The sequence below is a fragment of the Niallia sp. HCP3S3_B10 genome, from assembly GCF_052064465.1.
In the GTDB taxonomy this organism is placed as follows: domain Bacteria; phylum Bacillota; class Bacilli; order Bacillales; family Cytobacillaceae; genus Niallia; species Niallia hominis.
In genome coordinates this window covers 1-791 of record NZ_JBQHVO010000149.1, presented here as the reverse complement: position 1 = coordinate 791, position 791 = coordinate 1, and the positions used below count along the sequence as shown (strand labels likewise).

At 33.6% G+C, this 791-nt stretch carries 1 protein-coding gene; it reads left to right on the top strand.

Translation table 11 applies throughout. The features are described from left to right. Nucleotides 1-684, top strand: a 684-nt coding sequence (locus ACTNDN_RS24915; RefSeq protein WP_441132572.1) for a DUF421 domain-containing protein, incomplete at its 5' end; no start/stop codon positions are given. Between the last annotated feature and the right edge of the window lie 107 nt (nucleotides 685-791).

Sequence of the window (791 nt, the reverse complement as noted above, 5' to 3'; positions counted from 1 at the left end):
TTGGAAGAAGTCAATATTGGTTTACTGACGATCAAAGTCATCGTTGGTTTTGCCACTTTATTTTTTATCATTATCATAACAGGCAGAACATCCATCTATCAGTTAACCCCGTTTCACTTAGTTTTTGTGTTAGTACTTGGAGATTTTTTAGGAAATACCATTTATGAAGATAAGGTAGGGATTTTTCATTTTTTATATGCCATCGGATTGTGGACGTTTCTTATGTTGGGAATAGAGTTTATGACTCTAAAAAATAAATCGACACGTTCTCTCTTATTAGGCAATCCTAACATCATCATTCGAGATGGTGTTATGGACAGAAAGTTACTTACAAAGAACAAATTGGATGTAAATCAAGTATTGAGTATACTCCGTCAAAATAATGTCTTTTCAGTTCGCGAAGTCAAATACGGTATATTGGAAGCTAATGGGCAAATAAGTTTATTATTAAAATCCAAGTATCAAAAACCAGACAAGCAAGATCTCAATCTTCCAGAAAGTCCAGTAGACCTCCCAACATCGTTAATTATAGATGGGGAAATTTTATGGGATAATTTACATGAACTCGGATTTGATCAACAGTGGTTAGATAACCAATTAACTACCAATGGATATGATAATGTAAAGCGTATACTTTACGCAGATTGGCGAGAGAGTGAAGGCATACATGTAAGTCCTAAATAAAATTTGTTAGGATAAGAGCATTTCTTGGTGAATATAAACTTTAGTCTTCAACAATCAGGCGCTTTAATGAAGTAACTAAAGCCTAATTTTTCACTTATAACACCGAG